This window comes from Paenibacillus glycanilyticus (assembly GCF_051200795.1).
GTDB lineage: Bacteria > Bacillota > Bacilli > Paenibacillales > Paenibacillaceae > Pristimantibacillus > Pristimantibacillus glycanilyticus.
Genome location: NZ_CP195155.1, coordinates 5,423,249 through 5,446,701 on the forward strand (window position 1 = coordinate 5,423,249; position 23,453 = coordinate 5,446,701).

General features: G+C 52.7%; 19 protein-coding genes. 5 read left to right on the forward strand and 14 right to left on the reverse strand.

Features of this window, described 5'->3' with window-relative positions; genetic code table 11:
* Window position 1: 1 nt before the first annotated feature.
* The 6 genes from ACR9FF_RS24470 to ACR9FF_RS24495 form a co-directional block, all read right to left on the reverse strand.
* Window positions 2–916 (reverse strand): ABC transporter permease, encoded by a 915-nt coding sequence (locus ACR9FF_RS24470; RefSeq protein WP_127491635.1) that lies wholly within the window; start codon window positions 914–916, stop codon window positions 2–4.
* Window positions 917–991: 75 nt separating this feature from the next.
* Entirely contained in the window at window positions 992–2,596 is a 1,605-nt protein-coding gene (locus tag ACR9FF_RS24475; protein WP_435165708.1) for a response regulator transcription factor, read from the reverse strand.
* A complete protein-coding gene (locus ACR9FF_RS24480; protein ID WP_435165711.1) occupies window positions 2,574–4,349 on the reverse strand; it encodes a sensor histidine kinase in 1,776 nt (591 codons plus the stop codon). Before ACR9FF_RS24480 ends, ACR9FF_RS24475 begins: the two co-directional genes overlap by 23 nt.
* Window positions 4,350–4,429: 80 nt before the next feature.
* Entirely contained in the window at window positions 4,430–5,437 is a 1,008-nt protein-coding gene (locus ACR9FF_RS24485; RefSeq protein WP_201007863.1) for a LacI family DNA-binding transcriptional regulator, read from the reverse strand.
* 110 nt (window positions 5,438–5,547) lie between these two features.
* Window positions 5,548–6,279 (reverse strand): ThuA domain-containing protein, encoded by a 732-nt coding sequence (locus ACR9FF_RS24490; protein WP_127491643.1) that lies wholly within the window; start codon window positions 6,277–6,279, stop codon window positions 5,548–5,550.
* Between the two features lie 15 nt (window positions 6,280–6,294).
* Window positions 6,295–7,344, reverse strand: coding sequence for a Gfo/Idh/MocA family protein (locus ACR9FF_RS24495; RefSeq protein ID WP_435165716.1), 1,050 nt, complete (start codon window positions 7,342–7,344; stop codon window positions 6,295–6,297).
* A 126-nt stretch (window positions 7,345–7,470) separates the two neighbouring features.
* Here ACR9FF_RS24495 and ACR9FF_RS24500 point away from each other — a divergent pair, with 126 nt between their 5' ends.
* Window positions 7,471–8,340, forward strand: coding sequence for a helix-turn-helix domain-containing protein (locus ACR9FF_RS24500; RefSeq protein ID WP_435165719.1), 870 nt, complete (start codon window positions 7,471–7,473; stop codon window positions 8,338–8,340).
* Window positions 8,341–8,371: 31 nt separating this feature from the next.
* On the opposite strand, the gene ACR9FF_RS24505 is transcribed toward ACR9FF_RS24500, so the two are convergent.
* A complete protein-coding gene (locus ACR9FF_RS24505) occupies window positions 8,372–9,397 on the reverse strand; it encodes a PocR ligand-binding domain-containing protein (RefSeq protein WP_435165722.1) in 1,026 nt (341 codons plus the stop codon).
* Window positions 9,398–9,635: 238 nt separating this feature from the next.
* On the opposite strand from ACR9FF_RS24505, the gene ACR9FF_RS24510 reads away from it, so the two are divergent.
* Window positions 9,636–10,772, forward strand: a complete 1,137-nt coding sequence (locus ACR9FF_RS24510) for a glycerol dehydrogenase (protein WP_435165725.1) — start codon at window positions 9,636–9,638, stop codon at window positions 10,770–10,772.
* A gap of 1 nt (window position 10,773) precedes the next feature.
* Entirely contained in the window at window positions 10,774–12,534 is a 1,761-nt protein-coding gene (gene dhaK / locus ACR9FF_RS24515; RefSeq protein ID WP_435165728.1) for a dihydroxyacetone kinase subunit DhaK, read from the forward strand.
* A gap of 73 nt (window positions 12,535–12,607) precedes the next feature.
* On the opposite strand, the gene ACR9FF_RS24520 is transcribed toward dhaK, so the two are convergent.
* Together ACR9FF_RS24520 and ACR9FF_RS24525 are read right to left on the reverse strand one after the other, a co-directional pair.
* Window positions 12,608–13,012 (reverse strand): nuclear transport factor 2 family protein, encoded by a 405-nt coding sequence (locus ACR9FF_RS24520; RefSeq protein ID WP_435165731.1) that lies wholly within the window; start codon window positions 13,010–13,012, stop codon window positions 12,608–12,610.
* A gap of 39 nt (window positions 13,013–13,051) precedes the next feature.
* Complete coding sequence (locus tag ACR9FF_RS24525) at window positions 13,052–13,519, reverse strand: DinB family protein (protein ID WP_435165734.1); 468 nt, start codon at window positions 13,517–13,519, stop codon at window positions 13,052–13,054.
* 206 nt (window positions 13,520–13,725) lie between these two features.
* Between ACR9FF_RS24525 and ACR9FF_RS24530 the strand changes: the two genes are divergently transcribed.
* Window positions 13,726–14,628: a LysR family transcriptional regulator gene (locus ACR9FF_RS24530; protein ID WP_435165737.1), complete on the forward strand. Its 903-nt coding sequence runs from the start codon at window positions 13,726–13,728 to the stop codon at window positions 14,626–14,628.
* Between the two features lie 42 nt (window positions 14,629–14,670).
* On the opposite strand, the gene ACR9FF_RS24535 is transcribed toward ACR9FF_RS24530, so the two are convergent.
* From ACR9FF_RS24535 to ACR9FF_RS24550, 4 genes are all read right to left on the reverse strand, one after another.
* Window positions 14,671–15,186 carry a hypothetical protein gene (locus ACR9FF_RS24535; protein WP_435165740.1) on the reverse strand — a complete coding sequence of 172 codons (516 nt, stop codon included), beginning with the start codon at window positions 15,184–15,186 and terminating at the stop codon, window positions 14,671–14,673.
* A 341-nt stretch (window positions 15,187–15,527) separates the two neighbouring features.
* Window positions 15,528–15,689, reverse strand: a complete 162-nt coding sequence (locus tag ACR9FF_RS24540; protein WP_201009108.1) for a hypothetical protein — start codon at window positions 15,687–15,689, stop codon at window positions 15,528–15,530.
* A gap of 121 nt (window positions 15,690–15,810) precedes the next feature.
* The gene (locus tag ACR9FF_RS24545; RefSeq protein WP_435165743.1) at window positions 15,811–16,761 is read right to left on the reverse strand and encodes a hypothetical protein; all 951 of its coding nucleotides are present in this window, start codon (window positions 16,759–16,761) and stop codon (window positions 15,811–15,813) included.
* Between the two features lie 94 nt (window positions 16,762–16,855).
* Window positions 16,856–20,194, reverse strand: a complete 3,339-nt coding sequence (locus ACR9FF_RS24550; protein ID WP_435165746.1) for a DUF5107 domain-containing protein — start codon at window positions 20,192–20,194, stop codon at window positions 16,856–16,858.
* 160 nt (window positions 20,195–20,354) lie between these two features.
* On the opposite strand from ACR9FF_RS24550, the gene ACR9FF_RS24555 reads away from it, so the two are divergent.
* On the forward strand, window positions 20,355–21,245 hold the full coding sequence (locus ACR9FF_RS24555) for an AraC family transcriptional regulator (protein ID WP_435165750.1): 891 nt from the start codon (window positions 20,355–20,357) through the stop codon (window positions 21,243–21,245).
* Between the two features lie 19 nt (window positions 21,246–21,264).
* Here the strand turns inward: ACR9FF_RS24555 and ACR9FF_RS24560 are convergent, their stop codons facing one another.
* Window positions 21,265–23,385, reverse strand: a complete 2,121-nt coding sequence (locus tag ACR9FF_RS24560; RefSeq protein WP_435165753.1) for an alpha-galactosidase — start codon at window positions 23,383–23,385, stop codon at window positions 21,265–21,267.
* Window positions 23,386–23,453: the final 68 nt, after the last annotated feature.

Genomic DNA, 23,453 nt, shown 5'->3' on the forward strand with positions numbered 1-23,453 from the left:
CCTAGAACAACGCGTTTTCTTTGCTGAATTTCTTCACGATATAGTTGACCGTAAGAACAAGCACAAAGCCAACGACCGATTGAAGAAGACCTGCGGACGATGCGAGCCCCGTATCGCCGGTTACCAGCAAAGCGTTGTAGACGTAGGTATCGATAACCTCGGTTGTTTCCTTCAGCATCCCCGAAGCCATCGTCGCTTGGTAGAACAAGCCGAAATCCGCGTTAAAAATCCGGCCTACCGCAAGCAGCGTCAGAATAATAATGACCGGCGTGATGAGCGGTACGGTTATGCCGGTCATCTGCTTCCATTTGCTCGCCCCGTCAATGCGGGCGGCTTCGTAATACTCCTGGTCGATGCCAACAATCGCGGCCAGATAGACGATGGCGGAGTAGCCGACCGTCTTCCACGTATTGACGATCGTGAGAATATACGGCCAATATTTCGGCTCCGCATACCAGGCAATCGTCTCCTTGCCCATCGGTTCGAGAATCGACTTGTTAATAAAGCCAAGCTCCGGATTCAGGAAGCCGTAGACGAGGTAGCCAACGATAACCATTGATACAAAGTTCGGAAGAATGGCGGCACTCTGGAAAAACTTCGACAGCACCTTCCGCCTGACCTCATTGAGCAGAATCGCAAGCAGTACGGCCAATGCCGTATTGATGACCAGAAAAGCGACATTGTACAAAATCGTGTGCTTAATGATCATCCATGCGTCATTGGAGGCAAACAGGAACTTGAAGTTCTGCAGTCCTACCCAATCGCTGCCCCATACGCCCTTCGTATAATTCAGATCCTTGAACGCCAGGAAAATGCCGAACATCGGAAGATAGTTATTGATAAATAGCATGATAATCCCCGGTATCGCGAGAATAATCAATGCGCGATGCTTCAGCAGCCGTCGCAGCACGGGCATGTGTTTCACCTTCTTGTTGTTTGTATGTCCTAAGTATACGGCCGCCCGGCAGACCTCCCTACCGTTTTTGTAACCTCAGTCTAGTCGTTTTGTGACATTGCGGTATTCTTGCGGATTAACTCCATATTGCTTCTTGAACATCTTCGTAAAATGCGAAAAATTCGAATAGCCGACCTGCTGCGCGATTGCGCTGACCGTCATTCCCGTCGTATCGAGCAGCTGTCTGGCTCTTGCCATCTTCGTCTCGATGAGGTAATCAATCAGGTTCTGCCCGGTCTCCTTCTTGAACAGGCGGGATAAATAAGCCGGATTCAAACCGACATGCGCGGCGACGTCCTCGCGGGAGATGTCCTCCTCCACGTTCTCTTTCATATACTGAACCGACTTCTGCACCACGCTGTTGCTCTCTAATGCAGTAAAGGCCGCATCCATGACGGCAGAGACGATATTTTCCGCCCAATGCCTGTATTGGGACAAGCTGCGGATTTGAGCCGATGCCCACAGCGGGAAGTTGGGCACCTGGCTTGGGTTGATTCCCTTTACGTGCATAAAGCCGTAAACCACCTGCAGCGTGTCCAGATGGTAGGTCTCCAGCTGGTTCTGATGTATTTGACCCGCTTCCAGCTTATCCACGCTCCGGTTAATCAAGGAGATTACCTTGTCCCGTTCCTTGTTCAGCATATAGGACGACCATTCCGTTACGTTGATGTTGTCAGGCACAAGCAGCGGCGCGGCCGTACTGCCTTGAGGCACATACATAATGACCGACTGCGACTCCTTGACGTTATGACGCTCCTTGTCCTTCAGCCCTTCGCATAACCCGGACACTTCCTGAAGGCTGACGAACTTTCCGATATAACAGGTGATCTGGCAATAGAAATAGGTTCGGCATACTTCGATGAACTTTCTGCAGGGCTCGGCCCAGCTGCCCGCAGACCGGGCGGCTCCTCCCGTATAGACCATTGCGAACATCACGCCGCTCCGGTCCGTAATGACATCCCCGGCGCCGCCCGAGAGGAACAGCTCTCCGGCGGCTTTTTTCACCGCGTACTCCATAATCTCCTGATCCCGCGCATCAAGCGGCTTATGCCATTCTTCGATGCTGATGAGAATAGGCATAACTCTGCCGTCCGCTTCCAGCTCGATTTGGGCATCCTTCAGTCCCCGCTCAAGGAAATCTCCGAACGAGAGCTGACGCCTCGACAACATATCCTGCCAGAAACGTTCGGCGAGCAGCGGCTGCTGCTTGCGCCACAGCTCCGCGTATTTGCGGTACTCGGCATGATGCTGTACGCTCTCTTCCTTCTCTCTAACCGCTTGAAGCATTAAGGAGACCGCCTGCACCAGCTCCTCGCCGTCGACCGGCTTCAGCAAATAATCGAAGCTGCCGAGGTTAACCGCCTGCTTGGCGTAAGTAAACTCCGAGTGGCACGTAAGAAACAGAGACTCAGTATGCGGGGAATGCTGTTTCACCCAACGGACCAGCGACAATCCGTCCTCGTCGGGCATCTCGATATCGCAGACGAGAATATCGATGCGGTGCTCCTTCATGATTTGTCTTGCGGCATCGGCGTGATTGGCGGTATACACCGCTTCAATGCCCAGCGTTGACCAATCGTTGCATTCGCAAATGCCGTCCACCGCAAATTTCTCGTCGTCAACGACCAGCATCCGCGCCATCTTCATCCCGCTCCTTTGTATGATCGATAGGTAAAGTCAGCCGTATGGCTAATCCTTTTGGTTCGTTTGGCCGGAAGCTGATCCGGGCTAGGCTGCCGTAACGCATCGCCGCCCGTTTCTTCACGTTCCAGATTCCGATGTGATTATCGTCCGAGGAGGGCTTGTATTGCTCCGATGCCAGCTCCTCCATCCGCTCCTCGCTTAAGCCTTTGCCGTTATCCTTGACTTCAATCTGCATCAGGCCGGAGTCCTCGGCGTCCCGCATGGCCGTGATTTGAAGCAGGAACGGTTCACCTTTGACGCTCATGCCGTGAATCATCGCATTTTCCGCAAACGGCTGCACGAGCAGCGAGGGAATACGGGCATCCCGAAGCTCCTCCGCGCACCCGATCTCGAATTCGAAGGTATCCTGATACCGCATCTTCTGAATCTCCAGATAGTTGCGGATATGCTCAAGCTCCTGCGACAGGGTGATCGTATCCCGGCTCGTTCCAAGCATAAACCGGAAGTAGCCGACCATATGGCGCACCGTCTTCTTCACCAGCTCGTATCTTTTCAAATCCGCCAGCTGAAAAATAATGTTCATCGTATTGAGAAAAAAATGTGGATTAATCTGCGTCTGCAGATGCTTCAGCTCCGCCTTCTGGGCGTTCAGCCGCTCCTCGTACACGTCGATCTTTAGGTCCTTGATCTCGTCCATCATGTTGTTAAAGGTATGATTAATGATCGCAAACTCGGTAATCGGCGAATCCGGCAGCTTCATCTCCATGTCCCCGTCCTTCACCCGCCGGATGGTGCCAAGCAGCTGGAGAATCGGGGCGAGGATGATGCGCCGGAATACAAAGAGATAGACAAGCAGAATAATCAGGACAAACAGCGGAAGCAAATTGATAATCGTCTGGAATTGCTTCAGCCCTTTCAAGAGATCCGAATACGGCAGAACCACGGCCATGCTGATCCCGCTGAGCGGCGATTTGCTCGTAATGACAAACAGCTTCTTGCCTCCGTCCGAATAGGAGAAGGACGTATTCCTCGCCAGCTTATCGGCCGGAAGCCGAAAATCCTTGCTTAAGCTGTCTGACGGCTTGGACAGAATCATCCCGTCTTCTCCGGCAAACAGCACGTCGCCGCCCGTCCGCACATCCTGAAGAGGCAGCTTTAACGTATTCATGCTGATCAAGGCGCCGATATAGGCATTATTGGTCGTATCATCGCTGACAACCCTGTGCAAATAATAGTCCTGTCCAATCTTGACGATCTTCCATTGATACAGAAGCGGATGTAGCTCTTCGGCGTTATTCAGCGTCTGCGTAATCCAGCTGCTGACCAGGTCATGGTCGGTGTCCGAGATGACATTGGTTGTCGCCAGGATGTCATTGGGCTTCGAATATACATAGAACATGTCTACCGTATGGTAATAGGAGCGGTAAGCCGAATTTCTCTGAATCAGCTCCATCTGGGCAAAATAGTATTCGGAGTCCGACAGCCCCGTCTGTCCGAACTTCTGAAAGTTCTCGTCATGGTCCACGTTGTAGACCATATTCGTCGTTATATCGTCCAGGCTCCGGTCGATCATATTCAGATTGGAATTCACCAGATTCTGATAGGAATTCGCCACCTGCGTGAGCACGACATCCTGCGCGTAGTGACCGGCAGCAAACAGGATAAGCAGGAGCGGCAGGGTGACGGCCGAGAACAGCAGGACAAACCGCGAGCTTAGCTTTTTCGTTTTTTTCATGGATTTGCCAAACATGGTGGAACCTCCCGCACCCAATATAAGAGCAGAAAATGCGTGACAGACCTCTTGCATTGGCCCGCCACGCATTTCCTGTTTTATGTACGCAAATCCTTGACTGTCTGCCTTTCCACAATCTCATGCGGAACAATAAGGCTCGGGACGATCTTTCCCGTTTCAATCATCGTAATGACCTTGTCGACCGCATCTCGTCCTAACTGCAGCAATGGCTGCCCAACTGTCGTCAGCGCCGGATAGATCATCCTTGACAGCCGGATATTATCGTAGCCGATCACAGACAAATCCTCAGGCACCCTGATGCCTAGCTGCATGGCAGCATTCATGGCTCCAACGGCCATTTCGTCGCTTGCGGCAAAGACGGCCGTTACCCCGCGCTCTTGCTCCAGCAGCGTCTCCATCGCCGCTTGCCCGCTGTCATAATGGAAATCCCCGTAAGCAACCCGCGAGCTGCGGAACGGAATTCCATTGTCATACAAGGCATCCTTATAGCCCTGCAATCTTGGTATGCCCGCTATCGGATCCTCCGGTGTACCGGCGATCATCGCGATATCCTTATGCCCCTTATCGATCAGATAACGTACCGCATCGTACGAGGCCTGTCGGTCATCGACCTTTACAAACGGAACCTTCGGATCCTCATTCTTGGAGGAAACGAGTACAATCGGCACCTGCATCGTATCCAGCATCTGCTTGTATTCATGCTTAAGCACTTCGCTTGCGAAAATAATGCCGTCGATCTGCCGTTCCCGAAGCACCTGCAGATACTTCATCGTCCGGTTCCCGTCTACTGCCGTATTGCATACAAGCACGCTGTAGCCCCGCTCCAGCGCATATTCTTCGATCCCCTGCAGAACCGCTGATGAGAACTCGTTCGTGACAGCGGGGAACATCACCCCAATCGTCTGGGTGCGCCTGTTGTTCAGGTAACGCGCTATGGCGTTGGGATGATAGCCCATATCCTCTATTGTTTTAATCACCTTTTGCTTGGTTTTATCGGAATAGCCTGTTAATCCATTTAGAACCCTGGAAACAGTGGCGATTGATACATTGGCTTCTCTAGCAACATCTCTGATTGTCGGTATCATAGACCATCCATCTCATTCCATGAAGTATTGCCCCGTCCATTTTACGTAACCGGTTACCTCAAAGTATATGGCCCTGAAAAACTTTCTGTCAATCGCCTTGAAATAGTAAATTATTTACTTATTTTTTCTAGAGGTTCTACGCGGCCGTAGGATGCTGCTGCTCCGTGTATCGGCGCCGCCCAATTTACGGCATTTTTGATCACGTGAAGGATCTCCGGCTGATGATAAATCGGGAAAGTTTCATGGCCCGGACGGAAGTAGAACAGCTTGCCTTTGCCTCTGCGGTAGCAGCAGCCGCTGCGGAATACTTCGCCGCCTTCGAACCAGGAGATGAACACCAGCTCATCCGGTGCCGGAATCTCGAAGCGCTCGCCGTACATCTCTTCCTTCGGAATTTCGATGTATTCGCCGAGACCGTCGGCAATCGGGTGGCCGTGCTCAATAACCCAAAGCCGCTCCTTCTCGCCGTCATCCCGCCATTTGAGCGCGCCGGTCTTCGTGCCAAGCAGCTTCTCGAACACTTTGGATGCATGGCCCGAGTGGAGCACGATCAGTCCCATGCCCTGAAGCACGCGGTCTCTTACCTTCTCGGCAATATCATCCCGTACTTCATGATGGGCCAGATGCCCCCACCAGATCAGCACGTCGGTGTTGTTGAGTACGTCGTCCGTGAGGCCATGCTCCGGCTCGTCAAGCGTAGCGGTTCCAACCTCAAAGCCTTCAATCGTTTTCAGGTATCCGCCAATCGCATTATGAATGCCTTCCGGATAGATGCCTTTTACATGCTCGTTATGCTTCTCGTGGCGATACTCGTTCCATACGGTTACTTTAATTTGCTTCATGTTTGTTAGTGCCTCCTATTGTTGAATGGTGATCCAGCGTTCTTCGGTAAAAGATTGAATGATCGCGTCTACGGCCAGCTGGTTAATATAACCGTCCTCTATCGTGGCGTCCATGCCGTCCCCTTGGCCGCTCAAGAGGCGAAAGAACGCCTGCATTTGACCTATCCTGCAGTGATCCGGGATGTCAACCGGCCGGAAGTGCTCATCGCCTTCCTCCTTGAACTTCACTTGAAGCGAGTCTGCCGCATCCAGGTTATAGACAAGAGCGCCTTTGGAGCCGTAAATCTCAATCTGCTGATAATTGCCCCGCCCGTAAGCGAAGCGGGAGATCAGCATGGAAGCCGATACGCCGCCCTCCATCCGGGAGAGGACATGGCAGAAGTCATCCACGTCTACCACGCCTTGGCCGGAGCCGTCCAGCAGATCCCGCTGCTTGATAATCGTATCCGCATCGGCAATCAAGCGCTCCGTATTGCCAACCAGGAAGCGGGTCAGATCCAGGATGTGGCAGCCAAGGTCGCCAAAGGCTCCCGAGCCGGTAACGGACTTGACGAACCGCCATACAAGCGGAATATCGTCATGGATGCCCCACTCCTGCAAGTATTGGCTATAAACGTGGCGGATCGTGCCTAGTCTGCCTTCTTCGATAAGCTGCTTGGCGTATCGGACGGCTGCTTTATAGCGGTAGGAGAAGCAGATCATATGAGGCAGCGGTTTATTCTGCAAAGCCGCCCGCAAGGCGGCCGCTTCCTCCGCGTTCATCCCGACCGGCTTTTCCAGCGCAAACGGCTTGCCCTGCTCGATGGCTGCCATCGCAATGGCGAAGTGGCTGACGGTTGGCGTGCCGATGGTGACGGCATCCACCTCCGGATTGCGAAGCAGCTCGGAATAGCTGAGGTAAGCACGCTCCTCGGGAATATTCCATTGGACGCGCCTTGCGGCAAGGCGCTTCTCATCCTCGTCGCAGATCGCCCAAATCTCGGCCTCCCCGCTTGCAAGTATGCCTTCGCTATGAAAGTCGGCAATGCCGCCAAGTCCGATAATACCGATTTTTAATTTACTCATACGCACCATCCCAACGATTCCCGGATTAAAAACCACACCATCAGATTAGCCTGTGATAGAATGATTGAAAATGGCGGATCGAGACACTTTTTGTACAATAGCGACTTTTAGAAAAAGGAGAATGTTATGCTGGCCGTAAATATGGAGCTTGTCCCTACCGTTACGTTTCTCGGATTCGTGGCTTACACGAGCCCTTGGATTCACTTCAAACGAAACGTCGACGAATATATTCTGTACATCATCAAAAGCGGAGAACTGCACATCGAGGAGAATGGCGAGCGTTACGCATTGCGCAAAGGGGACGTGTTTATGCTGGAGCCGAATCTGGATCACGAAGGGTTCGAGAAGCATATATGCGATTATTACTACATTCACTTCAAGCATGCGGATATTCAAACGGTTCATATCGGGGATATGGAAAGTTACGCGAGGAGCTTCTTCCTGGAGGATCAGGAACCTGAGGCCGGCTGCAGCCATGGCTTCCCGAAGCATTTTAACCTGGCGAACCTAAACGCGCGGAGTCAAGTGTACAATCACCTGAATGAGATGGGGCAGCTATACCAGCGGAAAAATTATAACCGCAGCATGACGGCCCTCAAGCTGGCGGAGCTGTTCGTCCAGTTGTCCCGCGCTTATCTTGCGGAGCATCTGCAAAGCGCAAGGAAGCGGTCCACCAAAGGGGAGGCTACCGCTTACGAGCTGCTGGATTACATCCACCAGCATTACCCGGACAAAATAACGGGCTCCGATATCGAAGCCCGCTTTGATTGCAATTTCGATTATTTGAACCGGATCTTTAACAAGATTACCGGCCGCTCTATCACGCATTATGTCAATAAAGTGAGGGTGAACCGGGCCCGGGAGCTGCTGGAGAAAACGCAAATGACCATCGGCGAGGTCGCCGAGCTGGTTGGCTTCGGCGATATTTATTATTTCAGCAAAGTGTTCAAGAAATACGTTGGACTCTCCCCTGCTTATTACAAAGGGACAAGGTGAAACGGTTACGATGTTTCGAGGCAAGCAACGGCTAGGCCTTGTCGCGGTAGATTTTCCGGTATGCGGCAGGCGTAAGGCTCTCGAACTTTTTGAACGTCTTGATAAAATAACCCGCGTCGGCGAAGCCAAGCTCGTCGCTGATCTGGTTGACGGACAGCTCCGTTGTCTCGAGCAGCTCCTTCGCCCAGCCGATCTTCAGATGCGGGACAAACACCGAGAAATTCTCGCCCGTCTCCTTCGTGAAGATCCGGCTGAAATAACTCGGGCTGACATGGCATAAGGCAGCCATCTCCTTGAGGTCCGCATTCTCGTGCTTATGGCGGTAAATATAGTCAAAGGCCGGCTGCAAAATCGAGTTGCCGGCCTGGTAGACGCCGGAGGATTTCTTCAGCTTTTTCTCAATCAGCGTATTGGACAGTTCGCTTTGCAGCGCTTGAATGTGCTCATAAGAAGAATCAATCGCTTGAACGGGAGCAGCTGTTGGATTTTCCCGGGATAAGGAGTCCCGGTACATCTGAAGCATGTCGCTCTTGCGGATCGCTTCCTCCACGATATAGTTGCACAGATGGAACAGCATATCGGCGATCTTCTCTACTTCCCCGTAAGACAACACCGGCAGCGACCGGTACTGCTCCCGCAGAGCGTTGAACTTTTTATCCGTCTCCGCATTGGGCGGCCTTGTCACGATCTGCTCAATCGGCACTTCGGGATCGCTCAGCTTCACCTGTCCCGCCATAACCGCGCCAATATATTGGTCATCCACCACAATGGGAATCGCGATGTCGAGAATTTGAAAATGGCATTGGTAAATATAAGGCTTGTTCGACCGGACTGCCTCAAGTCCCCCGCGCGCGTCGCATTTCTGGCAATAGGACGATAACGCAGGGTCCTTCCGCACCTCGCGGCAGAAAGCCTGGCATTCGCTATGCTTGGAGACGGGGATACCCTTGTAATCAACCGTAATAATCGCCATCTTCGTTACAAGAGACATGGAATCCTGAAGCTTATGCCATTTGTCGATATCCATAATTTGTTTCAGATCGTATCTTGCGTTCATTGGGATCGCTCCAAACCTGAAGGGATGCCTTTATTATACTAGAACGCGTCGTCAGGACAAAATAGTACAATCCCAGGAAAGAATGAGCATAAAAACACCATCGTAATCTGCTTTATTTTGCGCTTATCGTACAATGCTTCCTCCCGCCCCCTGATTTTATAATGAGAGTAGTCCGTAAGCGAAGGCTTACCATGGCTCATGCTTAGGAAGTATGAACATTTCAGGAGGTATATCCAAGATGAGAAAAGCATTTATCAGCCCAAGCAAATACGTTCAAGGTGAAAACGAACTGCTTAACCTCGGCTTTTTCGTTCAATCGTACGGCGATTCCGCCCTTCTAATTGCTCATCCCGATGATGTAAAGCGCGTAAAGGACAAGCTGGACTTTACTTCTAATAAATTCCATATTACGCTGGTTGAAAGCGGATTCCGCGGCGAATGCTCCCGTGAGGAAATCGCCCGGTTGAAAAAGCTTGCCCGCGAGAAAAACTGCTCCTGCACGATTGGCCTCGGCGGCGGCAAGGCGATCGATACCGCGAAATGCGTAGCCGAAGGCGAAGCGCTTATTATCGTTCCGACGATTGCCGCGACCGATGCTCCAACAAGCCATTCCGCCGTTATTTACACGAATGACGGGGCTTTCGAGGATTATGCATACTTTAAATCCAGCCCTAGCGTTGTAATGATCGACACGACCGTTATTGCGAATGCCCCTACACGCTTCCTCGTATCCGGCATGGGCGACGCGCTGTCGACTTACTTTGAAGCTAGAGCAACGTCCCGCTCCTTCTCCAAAGTAAATGCCGGCCTGCCTAACGGCGTACATGCCGGCGCGGCGCCAATCGCCCGCGGAACCAAAGCGGCGCTTGCGCTTGCGAAGCTCTGCTATGAGACACTCCTCGAGGACGGTGTGCAAGCGAAGTTGGCGTCCGACAGCAACAAGGTGACAACGGCGCTTGAGAATATCATCGAGACCAACATTCTGCTCTCCGGTCTTGGCTTCGAAAGCGGAGGCCTTGCGGCAGCCCATGCGATTCATAACGGACTGACCGTGCTTGAAGGCACGCATCACTATTTCCACGGCGAGAAGGTTGCCTTCAGCACGATTGCGCAGCTCGTTCTGGAGAACGCGCCGAAGGAAGAAGTAAACGAAGTGCTTGCATTCTGCGCGGCGGTTGGACTGCCGGTATGTCTTTCCGATATCGGCGTAGACAGCATTACCGGCGAGGAGCTTGCACAGGTTGCGGCGCTTGCCTGCATCCCGGAAGAATCGATTCATGCTATGCCATTCCCGATTACGGAGGAAGCGGTAGCCGCTGCGATCATCGTTGCCGATCAGCTCGGCCAGGCTTTCAAACAAGGAAGGAAGTCGTAAGATGAAAAAGATCATCAATCAGCCGGAGACGCTTGTCCGCGAGATGTGTAACGGACTTGCGATGGCGCATCCGGATCTCGAATTCAACTCTAAATATAAAGTCATGAAGAAAAAAGACATTAACGCCGCCAAAGTGACGCTGATCAGCGGCGGCGGCAGCGGACACGAGCCCGCTCATGCCGGCTTTATCGGCAAAGGAATGCTGGATGCGGCGGTCTGCGGCGACGTCTTTGCCTCCCCTTCGCAGATTCAGGTCTATCAGGCGATTAAGTCTACGGCAAGCGAGCAAGGCACGCTGCTTATTATCAAGAACTACAGCGGCGATATGATGAACTTCAAGAATGCCGCTCATCTTGCGGCAGAAGACGGCATTCAGGTTGATTACGTCAAAGTCGACGACGACATTGCCGTTGAGGACAGCCTGTATACGGTTGGACGCCGCGGCGTTGCCGGCACGGTGCTTGTTCACAAGATTGCCGGCGCGGCGGCGGAAGCGGGACGGAGTCTCGCCGAAGTAAAAGCTGCGGCGGAGAACGCGATTGCAAATGTCCGAAGCATCGGGTTTGCTTTTACCTCCTGCACGGTTCCGGCGAAAGGCACGCCTACGTTTGCGATTGGCGAAGACGAAATGGAATACGGCGTTGGCATCCACGGCGAGCCCGGGATCCGCAGAGAAAAGCGAATTTCCGCCGACGAGCTTGCACAGCGCATGGTATCGGAGTTGCTTGCCAGCCTGGGCATGAATGCCGGCTCCACCGAGGAAATTGCCGTTCTGGTCAACGGCTTTGGAGGTACTCCGCTTCAGGAGCTGTACCTGCTGAACAATGCCGTCATGCGCGAGCTGCATGAAAAAGGCATTGCCGTTAACAAGGTGTTTGTCGGCAACTACATGACCAGCATCGATATGGCGGGTGCATCCCTGTCCATCATGAAGCTGGACGAGCAGCTGAAGCAGCTGCTGAACGAAGAATGCGATACGCCTGCCTTCCTTGTGCGCGGGGGTGCCTCGGAGCCCGTGTCCTATGTGGCTTTGGAGGAAACGGCAGCAAATGATGAGAACGTGTCTTACCGCGTTGAAACCGGCGAAGAGTATGCCGTAGTGGAGAACGGAAAGCTGTCCCTTCGCAATATGACTTACCTCATCGATAAGATGAGCGAGATTATTATCGAGAACGAAGTGCCGTTCTGCGAGCTGGATTCCCATGCCGGCGACGGGGACTTTGGCATGAGCGTGGCGAAAGGCTTCAAGCAGCTGAAAGCGGAATGGAAGGATATCGTGGGCGAGTCCGAGGATATCGGCAGCTTCCTGCATGCCTGTTCCCTGATCATTATGGAGCATTGCGGCGGCGCGTCCGGCCCGATCTGGGGCTCGGCCTTCCGCGCTGGCGGCAAATATGCCGAGGGCAAAACGGAGCTAACTGTTGCCGAGGTGGCGGAACTGCTTGATGCCGTAGTAAAAGGCATTCAGGCAACCGGCGAAAGATCGTTTGGCCGCGGCGCCGTTGTAGGAGACAAGACGCTTATCGACGCGTTGATTCCTTACGCAGAAAGCTGGAAATCCGCTGCGGAAGCGGGAACCGAGCTGAAGGCTGCCGGCATTGCGGCTGCCGAAGCAGCAGTCGAAGGCGCCAAGCAAACCGAGACGATCGTTGCCCGCATGGGCCGCGCCGGCACCGTCGGCGAACGCAGCATCGGTTATCCCGATGCGGGCGCTTACGCGCTTGGGGTTATTTTCACGGGATTGTCGGTTGTGTTGAAATAATAAGCGAATAAAATAAATGCAGCAGCCTGGGATGCAATATAATTCCCAGGCTGCTGCTTTGTTCAACTCATACTTATGGAGCCTCGTAGTTTTTTAACGGTGTCCCTACATATTCTCGAAATGACTGGATCCTGTCTTCTTCATACTCAAAGACGACAGTAAGCTCATTGAGATAAGACTTTCCGTTTAATACCCCTTCGGCGCGAAATACAACAATCCCGTTGTCTTCGTTTTCTAGCACAAGGATAGGGGTGAAATATGCTTGCAATACGGAGCGCTCGAACCTAATCAGATCCTCGAACCTCTCTTTGCCATACTGCTCGTTGTTCCATCCCTCCAAAGGTAGTGGGACGCGGAAACGAAAATCCTCCGTTACCTTCTCAAGAAAATTTATGGTCTTCCCTGTTTCGAAAGCATGCTTGAAAGCATCAAATGCATCATACGTCCGGGATATACGCGTACCAGTGGACTTATGCATGGAAGAGCCCTCCTTCATGTAATTCATGCTTCACAGCAATTAGCGCGACAAAACCTGCAACTGGCTGGATATCGTTCCTAGGTGAATGGCTTCGTGAATAAGGGCGAAGTTGAATAATTCTCCGGCCGTGTTAAATTGAAACGGTCCAAATACATAAGGAGCTGAAAGCTTCTTTTCCAGCATTTCAGGCGTCAGCTCAGATAGGCGGGAAAACTGTGCCGTTAATAACTCTGCAAGCTCTTCCGTAGACGGAGGAACAATCGTCCAATCCGAAGGTCTTGTTCCAGAGTTAAACAACTCTTGATACGTGCTGGGAATAGACGAGGGGGTACCAAAGCTTATAGAACAATACTGATCCATCCAATAGATGATATGACCGACATTCCAACGAATGGTATTGTTGAAGCCTTCCGGTTGCATGTCATAATAGCCTTCCGTTATACCTTGTAGCTTGCCAATCACGATCTGATGAAGCATTTTACCGGTATTGATAATGGATTGTGTCATTGTTAACCGCCTCCTAATAAAGTTGACTTCATGTGGTTCGTTTTCTTATCCCAAGATTACCTCCACACGGAACTTTCCATCAATGCAGCAGGCGTTACCGAAACGTTAAGCATAAGTTAACAACAAGATATTGACAGAAGCGGAAGATCGCGTGACACTATTCATTAATCAAATACCCGCATAGCGATGGAAGGCAGGTATGAGCTATGGAGTTCAAACAACTGCAGTATTTTATGGCGATATGCGAAGAGCTTCACTTTACGAGAGCGGCTGAAAAAATGGGAGTCAGCGCCCCCAACATTAGTCAGCAGATAAGGAGATTAGAAGAGGATTTAGGAGTCCTGTTATTCGATCGAATTGGAAAAACGATTGTCCTGACGGAAGCGGGAGCGATTCTCCGTGAACATGGCGCTGCCGTGCTCGGACATCTTCAACAAGCGAGCGACGCTATCGCTGACCTGAAGCAGATGCGAGGAGGATCGTTATCGATTGGGGTTTTGCCCGGTGATGCGGATCTCCTGTTTAACGCTTTGCTGCTAAGCTTCCACCAGACGTATCCAACCATCTCTCTATCTCTACTGGAATCTATGAAGGTAACCGAACAAGTACTGGACAGTAGCATTGATATCGGAGTAACTATTGGGCCTGTTATAGACGAACGGCTCACTTCAATCCCCTTGTTTCACGAAGAATTCTCATTGGCGGTAAGCAGGAATGATCCTCTTGCAACCGAGAGCATTATCCCATTCAACAAGCTCCAAACCCTGAAGCTGGTCATGTTCCCGCCCGACCATCAATGCCGCATGCTGATCGACCGTTATGCCACGGACAACGGGTTTTCTTTGCAGCCTCATATGGTGACGACAACCTTATCATCCCTCCTCCAGATGGTGCAAAATGGGGTTGGCGCTTGCGTTCTACCGCGATTGCTGCTTGAAAATCTGCATCATCCCGACATTAAAGTCGTGCATTTGAAGAATCCCTCACCTTCCCAGGATATATGTCTCATTTATCGCAGAGACAAATATATTGGATATGCTATGCGCACATTCATCAAAACCGTAAGAGCCTACATCGAGAATGCGATCAAGCATGCAAAGTCCTCATAGGGCAGTTGGATCCTTCTCCAAATCCAGCGTATATTCCCGCAACTATTTATCGAATGGCGCTTTCATTTGTTTCAGCTCTTCGTTAACTCTTTGAGCCTCATCCCTATTTACAGCGGGAGAGCTGACAACAAGCTTTGATTTTCCATCATATTCTTGATATGTAATAAGCTTGTATATCTCCGGGTCGGTTACCTCAAAAGATACTCTTAAACTTTTTGGATCAAAAAAGACTTGACCTACGGATGTCCTTTCTGCGCGGACGTAAGAGATGAGGCTGTATCCGCTCGCAAATAGAACATGTTCAAGCTTGATGTTGTCACCAATTGTTAAGGAGCCCTGGAAACTATATTCTTTTTTATTATAATTTCCTTTCAAGGTTAGCGTGGTTTTTTCATTGAAATGATCGCCATATATAAAAGCGGAGCCATCGACATTTACTTTTTGATAAGGATCCGGACAAGCAACCAGCAGTAATACGATAAATAGCGAAATGAATAGTAGAGTTAAGACTGTCTTCAGAATAGATCCTCCTTCTTTGAAGCCAACAGATGAAGACAACACTATCATTACGTAACAGAAATTGGAATAGATCTCAAAAACTATTGTGTCATTCCCGGGCACTCACCGGACGTTGGATTTTCTCCAATGAAAACAGGTTAATAGGAAGAACTTCAGAGACTACGTTGGATTCACTCCAGTAAAAAGGGCGGGAATACGCTGCTATTACAAAAATAGGCTGTTTTTAATGTAGACAATCCAATGTAGCTCGGATCGCAGGGAAAAATCGCTTCTTACGCTGTATGAAATCCAATCAAGCTCTAAGCCAAGCTTATAAAAAACAAAGGACAGCCCCGTCGTCAAATAATGACTTCGGGACAGCCCTTCATGCATGCCGTATCTCATTTTTTGTTTTTCTTTGAAGCCATCCAGAAAACGAGAATGACGACGGGAATAAAGATAAACCAAGGAATATGAATCGTGCTTTGGGTAATCACGGCGAGCACCAGCAAGCCTAAAGCGCCAATAATAAGCCAGAGGCAGCCTCTGCCGAACGTCTCCATGCCTACGAATCCTCCTCCCTCTTCGACAGCCTTCTTTAAGCCCATTGTATTAATTGGAACCCGATAATAAAACGGCGAAGGCAACAAAAAGCCCGGAGAAGGAAAAGGTTATAGACGTTGCTTATTGGTTTTGTTTATTTTCAAGCTCCAGCTCAAGATACCATTCGTACCTGCCGTAACCCGGAATAACCGTGGTTTCTCCCTCGTCCCAAGCCGCGGAGGCATCGTCAAGGAAGCCGGTTGCGGGCTCCAGCGCGACATGATACTGATTCAAATAACCGCCGTAATTCGCCCATACCGCCAAATAAGGTACCTGCTCCTTGGGGAAGGTCATCGTAAGCATCTCCCCGCTGGCTGAATCATACAAGGAAGCCCGCCCTTCCGGCAGCGTGCCGTCAAAATAAAACTTCTCCGCGGTTTTCGCGTCCGCCGATTCCACGATATTCAAGCTGACGGCCGGCAGCGGCCGTGGCCACGGCAGAAGCGTTCCCTTATCGCCTAGTCTGCGATTATGGGAGTAAGACACCGCAATTCGTTCCAGCCTTGCGGGCACGATAATTTCCATTCCCGCTTCGACTTGAAACAAGGGATGAGCCGCCCAGAGAAACGGGAGAGGATCGGCGCCTAGATTATGCGCGATGTAATCAATCCTCAAGCGGCCTTCTTCCGTAAACGAGCAGGTCTTCTCCAACCGGTAAGGCAGTCTGCGGCCTTCCACTTCGCAAAACAACCGATCGTCCCGCAGGCCGCATTGCCAAGCCAGCGACCATACCTCGCCGTGATCGGGCAGATCGATATCCGCCCACGGCGCTTGCCGCAGACGGCAAGCATCGACCGTCGGGAACATCTCGTCCCAGCCGCTGCCGTCGGCTTCCGCGAATGAACTGGCATACCCCGCGTTGCCAAGCGGAAGCGTAGTACGGGACAACCACTCCCGGCCGGTAGCAGTGTCCTTCAGCGATACGACCTTGCTGCCCAGCGACGGAATAAGCGTCAGCTCCAGCATGGAAGAACGGCCTCTCCATGCCTCGCAACCCTCGAACATCACTTTCTCCCAATGCATGCTTGTCATTGTCTTCAAGCACCTCCCGTTCATATTGAAGCCGCTTTGCGAATAAGGGAGCGTTGCGCAGTCCTGGGCAGGACTGTTCCTCGCTCCCGAAAAATTATGACATGTAGGCCGAAGCCGGCAAGCTGCGATGAATAGCGGCACCCTGGTGGGTCGGCTCAAGCTCCAGCACTTCTCGGAAATGCTCTTCGGCTATTGCCGCCTGCCCTAAGCCTAATTGACCAAGCGCTATCATGTAGTGGCAATGAATGCGGTTCTTCTTGTCCAGATCCTCGTCGAAGACCAGGAAATCCGGGAGCGATACCGCAAAGTAATCGATCTTCTGCGGCTGGAACAAATGCTGCTCGCCGTAGTCGACCAGCTTGTTGAACCGGCTGCGGGCTTCCCGCTCGCGTCCCAGCTCGCGCAGCGCCACGCCTTGGTAATAAATCATGTGAGGCGGCTGGTCGTTGTAGAACATGGCGCTGGTTGGTTCGTCCAGCCCTTCCGAAGCCAGCGACCAGAAGGCCTCAGCCCGCTCCGCGTCGCCGAGAATCCGGTACGCCATGCCGAGATAGTAATTGATATTGTTCTCTTGCGCGCCTTCAAGCTTGCCTTCGTTAATGGACAACGGATATTGCTTAGCCGCTTCTAGCTGTTTGATGGCTTCGCCGGCTTGCCCTTGCTCCAGAAGCTGCTTAGCCAGCTCTACGCGGGCCAGTACGTATTGGGCCGGCACCTTTCCTTCTCCGCCTTCCCAAGGATGGAAGTTGCGGGCGAAGATGAGCTCCAGCGCTTCTTCATGACGCCCAAGCGAGTTGTGAAGCGTTACGTATTCGAGATACAAATCATCGCGAAGCTCTACCAGCTCCTTGTTCCGCTCCAAGACGGTCAGGCGCTGCTCCGCCGTGTAGGCCAGCTTCTTGTACAGCTGATCCAGCTCGTAGAAAATGCGGGCGTCGTCCGGCGCCAAGGCATGCGCTTTCTCAAGCGAAGCCAAGGCCGCTTCCGGCTTGTTCTGTTTATTGTAATAAGCGAGCGCGAGATTTCGGTGGACGGTTGCGTAATTGCCGTCGATGGCCGCCGAAGCTTCCCAGCTTGCCGCGGCTTCCGCATGGCGCTTCTTGTCATACAGCAGATTGCCGAGATAATAGAACGCTCTTGCGTCATCCGCGCGTACCCGGGCCGCGTGGGTCAGAACAACGTAATCCGCAAGCGTATTCGGGAAGCAGTAAGCCGGATTCGCCTCTTGGCCAAGCGAGTAGCAATAGTTGCCTGCGGATTGGTCTCCCGCCATATGATGGTAGTACCCCTGGTAATAATGGACCATCGGATAGACGCTGCCCGCCGTCCGCTCCTCGATCCGCCCCAGCACGTCTTGCGCTTCGGCGTACAATCCCGCATCCGCGTAATCTTGCGCCAGCGAGATGTAATTGTGGGCGTCGTCCCGCATAAGGCCGGCGAGAGCTTCCAAAGCTGCCGAAGCTTGCTCTTCCCTTCCTTCCAACTGATGAATGCGAATCCATTCGTTGCGCGAGCCAAAGTCGATCGGATCATACTCGGATGTTTCCGCCGCCACCCGCCCCGCTTCTTCCATGCGCCCCAGTCTGCGCAGCAGAGCCGTTTTTAACAGCCGGGCCTTGCGGTTGCGATACTGCGCATCGATGGAACGATCGATTAACTCCAGCGCTTCCTCGTATTCGCCGCTGCCCGAGGCCAGCTGGGCAAGGGCAAAGTATCCCGCAGCCTGCCAAGCACCGGACCAGACCGACTTATAGAAGGCGGCGAATGCTTCCTCATGACGCCCCTGCCATTTCAGCACCTTGCCCAGATGGAAGAATGGCTCCGCGTCGTATGGCCGAGCATTATGCCGAGTCAGCGTCTCAATCGCGCGGCGGAAATACGTCTCGCTCTCCGCGAATTGGCCCCGTCGCAGCAGCAGCAAGCCGTAAGCATTGTTCAGGCGGATATCCCCCGGATCGCGCTTAAGTCCTTCCAAGTAGTAAGGATCGGGCTCGTAAGTTGCATGCCGGTACTGCTCCAGATGCTGCGCTGCGAGGAATAACGCCTCCGTACTGCGAAGCTCTTCCGGCTCGCCAATCGCTTTTGCCGGATCCGGCGTCTTCTCCAGCTGCTTCCGCTGCGGACGATAGCTAACAAGCTCTTTGCCGTTGTCCGCGAATACCGCAAGCTTCAGATTCTCCTCCAGCTCCCCTTCTTCAAGAACCACTGTTGCGGCAAAAACCTGGGATGGCGATAAATCCGCCGTTTGATCAATATAGGTGCGGACTGCCCCCTTTAATACGATGCGGGCATTTGCGTAGACCGAAGTCGCGTATGCATTTACGCTTGCCTGCTTGCCTTCGACTTCCAGATTAACCGCGGCATCGATCGTAGCATTCTTCACCATGCCGACTTCCTTGTAAGGCATAAAGTATTGCTTGAAGCTTTTCTCCTCGTACGGCTGCAGCCATGTGAAGTCCGGCTGGTTATCCGTATAAACGCCCGTCATCAGCTCGATGTAAGGCCCGTCCTCGTCCGTCAGGTTCCGGTCCCAAGCCTGGCCGAATTCGCCATGCCCCCAGGTCCATTGTTTTTTGCCGGGAGACACATGCTTGTTGGCAATATGAAGAATGCCCGCTTTCACGTTGTGGTCATAGCCGCCGACAAAGTCGTAATCCGACCGGTACGCCATATACGAGGTTGGCACCGGAATGTTGCGGTAACGGGAAATGTCCACTCCCTCGGAATAGTCCATTTTGTAATATGTGCCGGTTGCGATCGGGAATTTGGATACATCCCGCTTGCCGTGGTCAAACACGGCGTGAACGTCGGGCGGAAATACGGACTGCGTATGGTCGTTGACCGCAACCGCCGGATTCGCCCACCACAGGAACGTTTGTGGCTCAGAGGTCCGGTTGAACAGCTGCGCGCTTATTTCCAGATAAGCCTTCCCTGGGAACAGGGTGAAGCCTGTCGTCACCTTGGTTCCGTACATCCGGTCGATTTCTCCGACCCATACCGTCTTGCTGCCGTCCGCATTCTCCCGAATATCGCATTCCACCGGTCCGTAGGTGTTCGGACGGTGATGCTGCGGCCAGTTGAACTCAATGCCGCCGGAGATCCAAGGACCGGCAAGTCCAACCAGAGCCGGCTTGATGACCTGATTATGATAGACGAAATCATAATTGTTCGTCTTGTCCACCGCCCGGTAGATCCGGCCTCCAAGCTCGGGCATCAGTTGAATTTGCACGAATTCATTTTCCAAAAAAACGATTCGGTAAGGCTTCATCACCTTCTCGTCGTAAATCTTGTCGATAACGGGATGCGGGTAAACCCGTCCCGAGCTCCCTTGATAGACGCGTTTCTCCAGAAACATCGGATTAGGGTCCGGTTTCCCGACTTCATAAGTGGGCAGCTCCACCGTCTGCTCCCATACTTTTACTTCAGCAGCCATTCTCGATTCATCCTCCCCGAGGTACGATAGTTATGGATTAATCGTACGCAATCGCGGCTAGGACCGCCATTGACAATCAAATGATTATAATGGACAATATGATGATTATTAGAGCATGCGAAGACCGATCTAAAGGCATGATTGGAGGATATCCCGAGGCATGGATAGATTATTAAAGGAAGATGGCTTCCCTTCACAGAGACTGATCGTGCTTCCCGATCACATATTGGCCGAATATGCCGCCCATCCTCTTATCCGGCCCCTTCATATTACGGATATCGGCTGCTTCCCTTACGCGCGGCATCACTACCGCCGCCGTCCGGAAGGAAGCGAGGCCTATATTGTCATGTACTGCACGGACGGCTGCGGATGGGTCAAACTGGACGACGAGCGGCGCCATGAGGTACGCAAAGGCGAGCTTGCCGTTATTCCCGCCGGTACGCCCCATGAATACGGATCGTCGGAAGAGGAGCCATGGACCATCTATTGGATCCATCTCAAAGGCGAGCTTGCTTTCTCCTTCTTCGGCGAGAAGGGGAAAGCAGCCCCCGTACCCATCCCGGTGGAGCGTTCCTCGGCGATCATCGGGCTGTTCGACGAATGCTACGAAATGCTGCTGAAAGGCTATACGCTGGATCATGTCGTCTACGTCTCGCAGCTCGCTTGTCATCTGGCGGGCATGATCCGGTTAATTCATGCGCATCGCCAGGCAGCTCCAAGCCCGCGCAGGCAGCTCGACATCGAGAAGGCGATTCACTATATGACGGAGCATCTGGAGGATAACGTGTCGCTGGCGGAGCTGGCGGCGGAAGCGGCGCTGTCCGTGCCCCATTTTACCCAATTGTTCAAAAAAAAGACCGGCTATTCGCCGATCGATTATTACTTGCGCTTGAAGATTCAGCTGGCCAGCCAATACCTCGATCTGACGGATCAAAGCGTCAAGGCCGTTGGCATTCGCGTCGGCTTCCAGGACCCCTATTACTTCTCGCGGCTGTTCAAAAAAATAATGGGGAAGTCGCCTTCCGCGTACCGCAGCACGCATAAAGGATAACTTCCCCGTCCGAATACGATTATTGTTGTTCCCGAATATGGTACATCAAGCTGTCGAAGTCGCCTCTCAGCGGCAGCTCCACGCCGATCCGCATGAGCGACCGACCGCTGAATACGACTTCGATACCTTTAATAGCGTACCGCTTGTCCGGTTTAAGGCCCTGCAAAAGCAAACGCGGGAAATGGTCCCCAAGCTTCTGGGAATGCAGGAAGGCGAACAGCACGCTTTCTTCTTCCCCGCTTTCGCCGATACCGACGTATTGCACCGCTTCCACGCCTTTATGTTTCAGCGCGCGGAGTCGATACTGCCGGCCTTCTTGAACGAGCGGACGGATCGTTTTGTATTGCGCGACCAAAGCGCCCGCTTCCGCAAGCTGCTCCTCGCTCCAATGATTCAGGTTGGCCCCGATGCCAAGCGTGCCCGTCATGGCACTATGGAAGCGATACGGGATGGAAGTCACGCGTTTGTTCATTCCGCTTACCTCTTCCGTCACCCAGCAGGTCATCAGCTTCGGCGCGTACGCATAGGAGAAGCCTTCTTGAATGCTCAGCCGGTCGAAAGCATCCGTGTTGTCGCTTGGCCAAGCTTGCTCCGCATAACGCAGCATGCCGAAGTCGATGCGGGAACCGCCGCCCGCGCAAGTCTCAAACGCGACATGAGGGAATTTCTCCCGCAGCTCCGACCAAATCTCGTACAAGCTTCGCACATGGCGGACCCACAGCTCCTTCTGCCGGTTTAGCGGATGGTTCATCATGCCCGGCTCGGTAATCGTCCGGTTCATGTCCCATTTCACGAAGGAAATATGATGACGCTCCAGCAGATCGGACATAAAGCCGATAATGTAGCGTTTTACTTCCGGCATGGAGATGTTGAGGACAAGCTGGTTGCGCAGCTCCGTCCGCGAGCGTGTCGGGAAATGGTAGACCCAATCCGGGTGCTGCCGGTACAGGTCGCTGTCCGGGTTAACGGCTTCCGGCTCTACCCAGATGCCGAACTCCATGCCAAGTCCACGAACCTTGTCAATCAGCTCGCCGAGTCCGTTCGGGAATTTCTCCGGATTAACGATCCAATCCCCAAGGCCCGCGTGGTCATGGTTGCGCTGCCCGAACCAGCCGTCGTCAATGACGAACAGCTCTACGCCAAGCTTCGCCGCACGCTCGGCAAGGGCCGTCTGATCCTGAACGTTGACGTCAAAGTACGTCGCTTCCCACGAATTATACAGCACCTTGCGCAGACTCCGGCCCGGCGCCACGACTTCATACTGATACCGATGCAGCATTCGGCTCATCGAACCAAAGCCGCCGGAAGCGTAGCCTCCGACAAATACGGGCGTCTCGAAGCTTTCTCCGGGAGCAAGCGTCCATTCGCTGTCGAAGTCATTAATGCCGCCCGTTACCCGCACAAGGTCAAACGCCGTTTTCTCCGCTACGATCTTCCAGTTGCCGCTCCAGGCGAGCGCGCCAAACCATACTTCTCCGGATTCCTCCGTTGCTCTGCCGTTGTCGATCGCAAACCAAGGATTCGCGTGGGCGTCGGTAAAGCCGCGGCGGGACTCCAGCACCTTCTTCCCTTCCGACAGCACCGTCTCCCTCAGTTGAAACTCGCCGGCCCATTTGCCCGTTACATGCGTCAGCCGGTAATTCTCGAGCGTTGGCATCATCCAAGCTGCCGATTGGGCATTCTCCAGCACGATATTCTCGCTGCCCGTATTTACGATAACCGCGGACCGCTCAATCAAATCAAGCCCGGGCACTACCGTATAGATCAGATGGGCTTCAATCGGGTACGTCTCGTCCTTCAGCGTAACGGTCAGCGTCTCTTTGCCGCCCGCTGCTTCCGTTTGATATCCATCATAGACAAGGCGCAGATCGCGCACGCCATCGTGCAAGCGAACCTTCAGCGTAGGTTCCATGTACGACAACCCGCCCCAGAAAGCGAATTCTTCCGCTTCGCGGTCAAGCGCGGCGTCAAACGAGCTATGCGAACGGGAGCCCATGAGGAGCGCGCAATCGGCTGCTTCAACGGGAGCTCCCCAATACAAATGCTGCAGGATCCCTTTATCGTTTAATCCAAACACGTAGGAGCTGTTTGCCGTCGAGATCGAAAATAACCGCAAATCGGAGTCAAAATGTATGTTCAAGAGAATCACCTCATGTATTTGATGCGCTAATCGTACGGAAAAACGAAGCCCGAATCCATTAACGATAT